This is a genomic window from Clostridium bornimense (assembly GCF_018917145.1).
GTDB lineage: Bacteria > Bacillota > Clostridia > Clostridiales > Clostridiaceae > Clostridium_AN > Clostridium_AN bornimense_A.
Genome location: NZ_JAHLOD010000081.1, coordinates 1 through 8,457 on the forward strand (window position 1 = coordinate 1; position 8,457 = coordinate 8,457).

The 8,457-nt window shown below is 28.5% G+C and carries 7 protein-coding genes and 1 pseudogene; all 8 read left to right on the top strand.

The genetic code is table 11. The features are described 5' to 3' along the window. Positions 1 to 168: pseudogene (locus KQI30_RS17750) on the top strand (transposase); the annotation flags it as partial. Between the two features lie 534 nt (positions 169 to 702). Then, complete coding sequence (locus KQI30_RS15950; protein WP_367397871.1) at positions 703 to 2,076, top strand: dicarboxylate/amino acid:cation symporter; 1,374 nt, start codon at positions 703 to 705, stop codon at positions 2,074 to 2,076. Between the two features lie 246 nt (positions 2,077 to 2,322). Then, positions 2,323 to 2,868, top strand: a complete 546-nt coding sequence (locus KQI30_RS15955) for a hypothetical protein (protein ID WP_216464339.1) — start codon at positions 2,323 to 2,325, stop codon at positions 2,866 to 2,868. Further along, a complete protein-coding gene (locus tag KQI30_RS15960) occupies positions 2,858 to 4,102 on the top strand; it encodes a DUF6056 family protein (protein WP_216464340.1) in 1,245 nt (414 codons plus the stop codon). The genes KQI30_RS15955 and KQI30_RS15960 overlap by 11 nt, the downstream gene beginning before the upstream one ends. A 147-nt stretch (positions 4,103 to 4,249) precedes the next feature. Further along, positions 4,250 to 5,137, top strand: a complete 888-nt coding sequence (locus KQI30_RS15965) for an alpha/beta hydrolase (protein ID WP_216464341.1) — start codon at positions 4,250 to 4,252, stop codon at positions 5,135 to 5,137. 130 nt (positions 5,138 to 5,267) lie between these two features. After that, positions 5,268 to 6,209, top strand: coding sequence for a CPBP family intramembrane glutamic endopeptidase (locus KQI30_RS15970; protein WP_216464342.1), 942 nt, complete (start codon positions 5,268 to 5,270; stop codon positions 6,207 to 6,209). A 58-nt stretch (positions 6,210 to 6,267) separates the two neighbouring features. Beyond that, the gene (locus tag KQI30_RS15975; protein ID WP_216464343.1) at positions 6,268 to 7,224 is read left to right on the top strand and encodes a D-2-hydroxyacid dehydrogenase; all 957 of its coding nucleotides are present in this window, start codon (positions 6,268 to 6,270) and stop codon (positions 7,222 to 7,224) included. A gap of 42 nt (positions 7,225 to 7,266) precedes the next feature. Next, positions 7,267 to 8,052, top strand: a complete 786-nt coding sequence (locus tag KQI30_RS15980) for a class I SAM-dependent methyltransferase (protein ID WP_216464344.1) — start codon at positions 7,267 to 7,269, stop codon at positions 8,050 to 8,052. Positions 8,053 to 8,457 lie beyond the last annotated feature (405 nt).

Below are 8,457 nucleotides of genomic sequence, written 5' to 3' on the forward strand. Positions count from 1 at the left end.
TGGGTCGCATATTATAACTTTCTAAGACCTCATCCATATAACTATTGGAAACCACTTAATGAACTTGAAGCTCTTGATGGTATCGATAATATGCCTGCCAAATGGCAAATATTAATCAGGTTAGGACAGCAAGCTATTTTAGATATCCAAGAAAAAAATGCTTCCTAACGGATTATATAACCAAATATAAATTTTTTTGCCTTCATTAAAGGTCTTTTTGTCATGCTCAAATTTAAATTATTTCTGTAATTTACTACTTTAAATTTTCAAAAAGATAGTGTTTTTTGTTATATTATTTTTTCATAGCAAACTTTACACTATCAATATTTATTACATTTAATATATAATATATATCAAAAAAAGTATGTATCATATGTTACGATTTTTAAATAACATATAAAGAGTATAGAGGAGTAAGTCTAAAGCAAAAGTAATATAGTTGACAAATTAATGATGAGATGATAAAATTACAGAAAAAATCCCTTTAAATTGATTCGAGAAGTCAGTAAGGAAGATATAGTATGCTTTTTAGTAAATCTTGATTTTTGTTGAAAATAAAAATTCTAGATATATAAATTGAGTGTTATAGCCTTCCGTATTTGCGGAAGGCTTTTTTATATTTTAAAAACTCATAGCATGCTAACCTTATATAGTTATTAAGTCATATTAATTTGGGAAATTAACTAATGAGGAGAGAAAAAAGTGAATAAGAAGATTAGTAATAGCGGTAATAAGTTAGCTATAAAAATGGCAATTTCATTAGCACTAGGATTATTGGTAGGAATAGGATGTATATTCTTAAGAGAGCATATAGGTGCTGATAGTAGTTTGTGGAATACTATAAATAATTTATTGTTCCAAGACATTTCAGCAGAAGGTGCTACAAATGCAATAGGTATATTCTATATTTTAGGACAACTTTTCGTTAAGTCATTACAATTAGTAATTGTTCCTATGGTATTTACATCAATTACTCTTGCAATGTGTAAAATAAGTGATACAAAGAAACTTGGACGTATTTCTTATAAAACAATATTAGGATTTATAATTACGTCATTTTGTGCACTTATCTTAGCAGGAGCAATTGGATTTTTAATAAAGAGTATGGGGTTATTTACAACTAATGTAGATAATGTAGTTGCAAAATCTGCTACAGCCAATTCAAATAATCCATTAATGATAATAGTAAATGCAGTTCCTAGTAATATAACTGAGGCGTTTTCTTCAAATGGAAGTGTTCTTGCCATAGTTTTTGTAGCTGTAATAACTGGGCTATCAATAAATGTATTAGGTGATAAAATAAAAGTACTTAAAAACATTTTAGAAGACGTAAATCAAATTATAACTGTATTTTTAAGTTTTGTAATAACTAAGTTTGGACCAGTTGCGATTTTTGTTCTTATAACAAGAACATTTGCAATATATGGTGTTGAGAATTTAAAACCAGCACTTGTATATGTGGTTACAACAGTATGTGCATTACTAATATTCTTAGTATTTGGGTATGCAGCTTTTGTAGGAATTGGAGCTAAGGTTAATCCAGTGAATTTTATTAAGAAAATTGCGAAGGTGGCTTTATTCGGATTTTCAACATCATCTTCAGCAGCGACTCTTCCACTAAATACAAAGACTACTACTGAGGAATTAGGTGTAAGTGAAGATGTAGCATCTTTTATATTACCACTTGGAATGACAATAAATATGAATGGTACAGCGATAATGCAAGTTATTGCAGCAATATTTATAGCATCAAGTGCAGGGTATGATGTTACAATTTCGAATATAGTAGTAATAGCATTATTAGCACTTATTGCTTCAATAGGGACTCCAGCAGCACCAGGAGCAGGAGCTATAATATTATTTACTGTTCTTACAGGAATGGGATACAATAATGATGCAGCATTATTAGCTTATTCATTAATATTAGCTATAAATAGACCGATTGAAATGCTTGTTACATCATTAAATGTTGTAGGAGATTCAGCTACGTGTCTTGTAGTAGCTAAATCTGAAGGTATGTTTGATAAAGAAATTTATGATAGTGAAGATAGTATAAATGTAGAATTAGCTGAATAACATTATGTATAGATAGAAATTGTTAAAGAATGACTTTAGTTGTTTTTTAACAATTTCTTTTTGTAATTAGGATGTTGTAATAAATCTATTGTTAGGTAAGGTTATATCATTGACCTTTGAAATGAAACATGCTATACTTACCATGTTTTATTGGAACAAACTTAAATAAATTACAAATATTTTAGTCGATGAAATAAATACAATGGATGTTGTAAATGTTTATAATTAAAGATTTGGAGAAGAAGTATGAAAAATATGTTGGAAGAAAGAAAGGGAAGAATGAAGACAATTTTGGGAGTTGGTATTTGTTTAGTAAGTACATTACTGTTTATGTTTTCATATATTTTAGTGAATCATCATACAAAAGTAATTGATATAACATCAATTCCTATAATTGAGACTAATGAAAATAGAGTTCTTTATATAGAAGAAGTATCCACAGACAAAGATGGAGTATTGTATGTAACAGCAGCAACTAAAAATACTGATATAAATTATAATTATTACAATTGGGTGTTAGGCGGAGGAAATAATGTCTATAAGAAGGCGTCAATTTTATTAGTAGATAAAGAGGAGAAAAATGCCTATAAATTAAAAACATATCCATATGCTTTTAATTCTAAAGACGATTCTGTAAGTGATGAATTATGTACTGGTGATGGAGTTCTTGCATATGGAAATGTTAAGATGCTAAAAGAGGACTCGAGAAAAGTAGCAGTTTTATTTGAAGACAGAGAAGGTAATTCTTATGTATTGTATCCAAAGGAGGAGTATTACATCGATGAAAAATAAAATACAAAAGTTGTATAAGTATATTCCGTTATTCATTTTTCTATTATATGTTTTATGGATTCATCATAATGTGGTGTTGTTAGATGGAGATGATATAGTATATCAGCAAACTTTAAAAAATACATCAGTATTAGCATGGTGTAAAGATTTTTATAAATTATGGGGAGGACGTATACCACTACAACTTCTTGATATTATATATTTAAATTTACCATTGAAGATTTGGAAAATATGTAACTCAATTATATATGTGTTAGTACCAGTATATATATATAGAATTATTCTTTTATTTAAAGAAGATATTACTGATAAACAATGTTTTTTATTGTATTCTTTAATATCCATATTTCTTGTTATAATGCCAGATTCAATAGTAAATTTTTCGATATTATGGGTAACAGGATCATTTAATTATTTATTACCTGGTATTATGTTACTAATAGGATTGTACCCATTTTTAGCAGAAGTTGCAGGTAAAAAAGTTAAAAAGATAGATATGATTTTTGCATGGATTGGTGTTTTCTTAGCCTGCTATGCAGAGCAGACTGCTGCAGTATTTATTTGTATGATATTATTCTGTTTTGGATATTTAATCTATAAAAAGCAGAGGATACCAAAGGGCTACATTATACTTGCTATTTTTGGATTAATTAATGCAGCAATTCAATATGCTGCGCCAGGTAACGTAATTAGATATGATGCAGAGGTGTTAAGATGGTATCAAAACTTTGACATGTATAACTTTTTTGATAAGGCAATGCTTGGAGTAATTCATTGTTTAAAGAGTGTTTTCATACAAGGATTTCCGTTTTTTACAATACTTTTGTTATTGTTAGGAATTTTAACATTAAGGAAAAGCTATTTAGATCAATTGAGTTATCTATTTTTATGTGTTATAACTATTATAGCAAAAAACACGGTTAATGGGATAGATGATGGTGTTATATGGCAGGTTTATAGCGCTAAGATGCTGTTTAATATAGCTGTATTAATTTTTTGGATGCTATTCTTTGCATGGTATATTTTGAATTGTTTAGAATATAGTAGAGAAGCAAAGATAGTAGCATTATTTTTCTTAGCGATATTCGCATCTGGCATTGTAATGGGAATGAGCCCTACAGTATTTGCATCTGGAGAGAGAGTGTTTTTTCTTTCATATTTATTATTAATATTAGTGCAAGCATTTTTGCTTAAGAATGTAATTAGTTATGAATATAATAATGAAAAAATATAGGTTTACAAGAATAAGGCAGAATATACACTAAATATTGTATATTCTGCCTTTGTATGATTTTTATGAAATTAACTCCTTTATATAATTTACATATATGTAAAAATATTCTATAATAAAACAAGTTAATAGATAATAAAGGAGATAAGTATGAATATTGAGCAAAAAAAAATAATTGAGGAAGCATTAGATAAAGTAATACCGTATATTGATAACCTACCTATAGGAGAGATTATACCTTCATCATGGCAAGCACCTAAGGATTTTAAGTATGAGAAGTTAATGGTAGAGGGTATTCCTGTAGAACATTTAATGCCTATAAAAAGGAAAAGTGATTCTATTATATTACAATTTCATGGAGGTGGCTATATAGTAGCTCTTTGTAATCAATATAGGACAATTGCAGTAGAGTATTCTAATTGTGCAGAAGGAGCTGAAGTATTTAGTGTAGATTATCGTGTTGCACCAACCCATCAATATCCTGCTGCTCTTGATGATGCTGTGAAAGTATACAAGTGGTTGCTTAAGGAAGGATATGATAATAATAAGATAATTATAATAGGAGATTCAGCTGGTGGCAATTTAACATTAGCTACAACGCTATATTTAAAAGACCATAATATTCCGTTACCTAAAGCAGTTATTGCAATTTCACCTTGGACTAATGCAGCTAATGATTTTCCTTCTGTGAAATTAAATACAGACAAAGATGTTATTTTGGGCAGAAATGGTTTGGCTATGGGAAATCAAATAGAAAAAACCTTTTATTTTAAAGAAAAAGATCTAAAAGATCCCTATGCATCACCAGTGTTAGGAGATTACAAAGGATTTCCTAATTTACTTATTCAAGTAGGATCATATGAAATATTATTAGATGATGCAAAAAAAGTAGCAGAAAAGGCAAGAAAGTCAGGAGTAAATATTAAAATAAGTATTTATGAAGAAATGTCCCATGATTTCCAATTACTAATTCCTTCATTAGAAGAAAGCAAAAATGCATGGACTGAAATAAAGGAATTTATAAAAGAGAATATTTAGAATTACAATTTTAGAATAAGGAGATTTGTCTGAAAAGATAAATCTCTTTATCAATTTATGGAATGAATAGAAAGAAACTTAATATCATGATAATGTAATATATGATAAAATATGTTAGAGGTGAGATAAAATGAATATATTTAAAAATAGGGAAAATCAAATAAGGAGTGCATGGAAAATCATTATAGTACTTATCACCTTTACAATTATAGCTTTAATTGTTTCAGGTATACCTATGATTATATACTTTATTAAGAATACTATCAGAAACTTGAGTATGACAAATACTAGTATTAATATTGATTTTAATTTTACAGAAATGAATGATCCATCCACCGGAGTTGGTTTTATAATTACTATACTAAGTAATATGTCATTGATATTTTCTGTGGTAATATTTTGGAAAGTTCTAGAGCATAGACCAATAAGTGATATTGGATTAAAGAATATAAGAAAATCTTTCAAAGAATTAAGTATCGGATTAATTTTTGGTGCAATTTCTATGACAATAGTATTTCTTATTTTGATTTTTACAGGAAATGCTGAGGTCACTACAACTCTTAATAAGCCAAATTTCTCTTTTTCATTAGTAATGGCACTGATAGTATTTATTTTCGTAGGAATTGGTGAAGAAATGTTTGCTAGAGGATATTGTATAAATGTTCTTAAACAAACTCACAATAAATGGATGCCTCTAATTGTATCTGCTGCGATATTTTCAGCATTACATGCATTGAATCCAGGTATTACAATTTTATCTTTTATAAACATATTTTTAATGGGTATTTTATTTGGCTATATGTATATCAAATCTAACAATTTATGGCTGCCAATTGGATACCACATAACTTGGAACTATTTTCAAGGTAATGTTTTTGGTTTTCTAGTAAGTGGTAATAAGACAAGAACGTTGTACACTACAAAAAATATAGGAGATAATATTTTGAATGGAGGTACCTTTGGACCAGAAGGCGGAATTATAGTTACTATTACAATATTGATTTCGATTATGTTAATATATTTACTTTCAAAGAATAATGTTATATTTAAAAATAATAATAGTGAAATTTGATATATAAGAAATATATATGTAGTATAATTAGTACAAATACATAACGGAGAGTGATTGGATGAGAAAAATTGTAATGCTCGAAAAAGGAACTTTAGGAGATTTAGATTTTGATATATTTAGTAAATTTGGTGAAGTAACTTTTTATGATGAAACTAGAGATGAAGATATAGTTGAAAGAATAAAAGATGCTAATATTATATTTGTAAATAAAGTAATTTTAAATGGAGACAAACTAAAAGAAGCTAAAAATTTAGAATTAATTTGTGAATTAGCTACTGGATATAATAACATTGATATTGAGTATGCAAAGGCTAATAATATAGCAGTTACCAATGTAGCAGGATATTCAACGCCAACAGTGGCACAACATACATTTGCTACATTGCTTAGTCTATATGATAAAATAAGTTATTATGATAACTATGTAAAGAGTGGTAAATATAGTGAGTCAGGATTGTTTACAGACTTGAGTAATCCTTACAATGATATCGAAGGTAAGAGATGGGGAATAATTGGTTTGGGGGCTATCGGAATAAGGGTAGCTCATATTGCAGATGCTTTTGGTGCTGAAGTTGTATATTATTCAACTTCAGGTAGAAATAATAATAATGATTATACAAGGTTAGAATTAGATGAGTTATTAGAAACTTGTGATATTATTTCGATTCATGCTCCATTAAATGAAAATACAGAAGGATTAATAAATTATAAGAATTTGTGTAAAATGAAGAAAAATGCAGTATTAATCAATATGGGTAGAGGTCCAATAGTTGTAGATGAAGATTTAGCAAGAGCTATTGACGAAGAAATAATAGCAGGAGCAGCATTAGACGTATTTACAATAGAACCAATAAAAAAAGAAAATCCATTGTTACATGTTAAAAAGAAGGAAAATCTTATTATGACACCACATGTTGCTTGGGCATCAATAGAAGCTAGAACTAGATTATTAAAGGAAGTAGTAAATAATATTGATAGTTTCTATAAGGGAGAAATGAGAAATAGAATAGTATAATATTAATTGTATAACAAGAAAAGAAAGAAATAGAGGATATAAATGGAAATTGCAGTAACTACCATAAGAGAAAGTAATGAAATATTAAATGATAAAGCTAAAGCTATAGCTAAGGAGTTAAGTATACCATATATAAAAAGAAAAAGTGCCAGTATAAGAAGAACAATTGAAGAAGATGACGTGGATTATTTGATGATAGTAGAAAAAGATAGGATTACTCTAAAGAATGACGAGAATACATTATTTTGGCATCCTAGCGTGGCAGAACTAAAGATTAAATCAATATTGCAAGGAGAAAAAGTAGCATTACTAGAAGCAACAAAATTAGAAAAAGGTAATAGTATATTGGATTGTACATTAGGTCTTGCTAGTGATTCTTTAATATTTTCTGCATTAGTAGGAAAAACAGGTTTTGTTATTGGTACGGAGATTAATAAGTATATTGCCTTTTTAACTAAAAATGGTTTAGAAAATTATAGAGATATTAACGGGGATAGGGTAGAAAATATAAAAATAATTAATGAGTCTTACGAAACTTATCTTAAAACACAAAGCGATAGTAGTTTTGATGTAGTTTATTTAGATCCCATGTTTAAGGAACCTAATAAAAAGTCTACATCAATCAACTCTTTTAGAGATTTTGCAGCACATAGTACTTTAACAAATGAAATCATTAGAGAAGCTATTAGGGTTTGCAAAAAGAGAGTAGTCATAAAAGAAAGAAGGGGGATTAATAACTTTGAAGACCTTGGAATAGAAAAAGTTTATGGCGGGAAGAAAAAGGGATCTATAATTTATGGGATAATTGAAAAACATATTATAGATTAATGTTTTTGGTTATAGTTATTAAGAAGATAAAAAGGGGATGTCGCATTAACAAATGGAAAATTGTTAGCGATATCTCTTTTTCAATTCAATGAATTTACAATTCGCAATTTCAGGGCTTAGATGGCATAAGGTGCAATTCAGTGCACAGCAACTGTGCACTGTGAACTGACAATTGTGCACTGATATATACCTGTGCCCTGCACTTATATTTTGCAAAAAAACTGCCGCACTCTGATCTGACTTCTTTGTGATCTGACTCCTGTCAAGTAGACAATCAAAATAAATAAAAGATATATGATTATGCGACTACGTTGTTAGTCGCATTTATCATGATGCTCTTTTTTTCTTTGCTTCTAACTCTGCTTTATAAGCAAGTATTCTCTTATTTTCTGGTATCGGATATTG

Bases quoted from the DNA above. Each gene is read 5' to 3' on its own strand.
- KQI30_RS15955 (WP_216464339.1), top strand. From the start codon at position 2,323: ATGAAAAATATGTTGGAAGAAAGAAAGGGAAGAATGAAGACAATTTTG.
- KQI30_RS15960 (WP_216464340.1), top strand. From the start codon at position 2,858: ATGAAAAATAAAATACAAAAGTTGTATAAGTATATTCCGTTATTCATT.
- KQI30_RS15965 (WP_216464341.1), top strand. From the start codon at position 4,250: ATGAATATTGAGCAAAAAAAAATAATTGAGGAAGCATTAGATAAAGTA.
- KQI30_RS15970 (WP_216464342.1), top strand. From the start codon at position 5,268: ATGAATATATTTAAAAATAGGGAAAATCAAATAAGGAGTGCATGGAAA.
- KQI30_RS15975 (WP_216464343.1), top strand. From the start codon at position 6,268: ATGAGAAAAATTGTAATGCTCGAAAAAGGAACTTTAGGAGATTTAGAT.
- KQI30_RS15980 (WP_216464344.1), top strand. From the start codon at position 7,267: ATGGAAATTGCAGTAACTACCATAAGAGAAAGTAATGAAATATTAAAT.